This window comes from Candidatus Obscuribacterales bacterium, assembly GCA_036703605.1.
Lineage (GTDB): Bacteria > Cyanobacteriota > Cyanobacteriia > RECH01 > RECH01 > RECH01.
Map to the genome: position 1 here is coordinate 1 of DATNRH010001168.1, position 1435 is coordinate 1435.

The 1435-nt window shown below is 51.8% G+C and carries 2 protein-coding genes; both read right to left on the reverse strand.

Features of this window, described 5'->3' with window-relative positions:
• On the reverse strand, window positions 1-1011 hold a 1011-nt coding region (locus V6D20_24275; GenBank protein ID HEY9818898.1), incomplete at its 3' end, for a serine/threonine-protein kinase.
• A 115-nt stretch (window positions 1012-1126) separates the two neighbouring features.
• On the reverse strand, window positions 1127-1435 hold a 309-nt coding region (locus V6D20_24280; protein ID HEY9818899.1), incomplete at its 5' end, for a dihydrofolate reductase family protein.

The following is a 1435-nucleotide window of genomic DNA, read 5'->3' on the forward strand; positions in this document are numbered from 1 at the left end:
GGGTTTGGGGCTGGGCAAAACAGGTGTCGCGGACTGTTGCTGAATCTTTTGAGGAACGTTTTGGGATGGTTGAGCGTTGAATGGGGCTTGAGATGAGGTCGGTATCGCACCAGTTGGATGCAGTTGTGTTAAATCCGTCAGCACATCTTGAGGGGTTCGATAGCGATATTTAGGTGAGCTATGCGTTAGCTTATCCAAAATGATCGCTAAGGTGTCATCCACTGGATTATTGCTCAAATAGTCTCGCCAGGCAAATGTGCCGTCCATGCTGTCATATAAATCGAAGGGATACATCTGGGTCAGCAGGTGTAGACAGGTAACTCCTAAACTGTATAAATCACTGGCAAAAATGGCTTTCCCGAAACTTTGCTCAGGCGCTGCATAGCCGGCATTGCCGATCATGGTTCCGGTTTTTGCCAATGCCGTTTGGGTCACTACTTTTGCTGCCCCGAAGTCGATCAACACCAGTCGGTTATCAATCTGACGACGGATGATGTTCTCTGGCTTGATGTCTCGATGGATGATTTGGCGATCGTGGACAAATTGCAGGATAGGTAGTACGTCCAAGAGGAGCGATCGCACCTGCCCCTCCGTAAACGGCTTGCCCTGCTCGTCCAACTCATCTGCCAACGTTTGACCGTCGATGAACTGCTGCACCAGAAAATGGCTCTTGTGCTCTTCAAAGGCCTCGAACAAAATCGGGATTTGCGGATGTTGATCCAGTTGTAGCAGCCGCGCCGATTCATCATGGAACAATTGCAGCGCTTTTTGGAGACCGCCCGTGCTTTTCCGTAATTCCTCGCTAGGAATAAACTGCTTCACCACCACCTTGGCATTGCCCCGCTGCCCATCCCGCACCAAGTGGGTTCGTCCAAAGCCGCCTTGTCCTAGGGTGCGATCGCACTGGTAGCGCTGCTTCAGCAAAAACGGCGTACCGCATTTCTGACAAAATTTTGTACCGGGTGGGTTTTCGGCTTGGCAGTCGGGATTCAGGCAATGCAAAGTGTTCATCGCATAGTCACAGATCAGATGGGGCCGGTGACGCATCGATGGCGATCGGCATCGTTCCATTATGGCATTGAGCAACTGTCATGGTGTAAGTCTCAACGCCGAACGCCGCAACATCCTAGGACAGGTATGGATGCAGATATCCCTCAATTAACAGATCTGAGCCAATCAACTGCCAAGACATGCGTTCAAGGGCGATCGCTTCTGTCATCTGCGTCAGTCCGAGATCGCCTACGGGGGAGGGAGCTTGACTGCCACCAATAATTTTCGGCGCAACAAACGCCCACACTTTTTGAATAGCACCATCCGCGATCGCCTTAGCTGCCAACACCCCACCACATTCCCACAACACCATCAGATGATCGCGATCGTAGAGATGGCGCATCACCGCCGCTGGAGTAAGCTCCGCCAATTCCACCACCTCAAC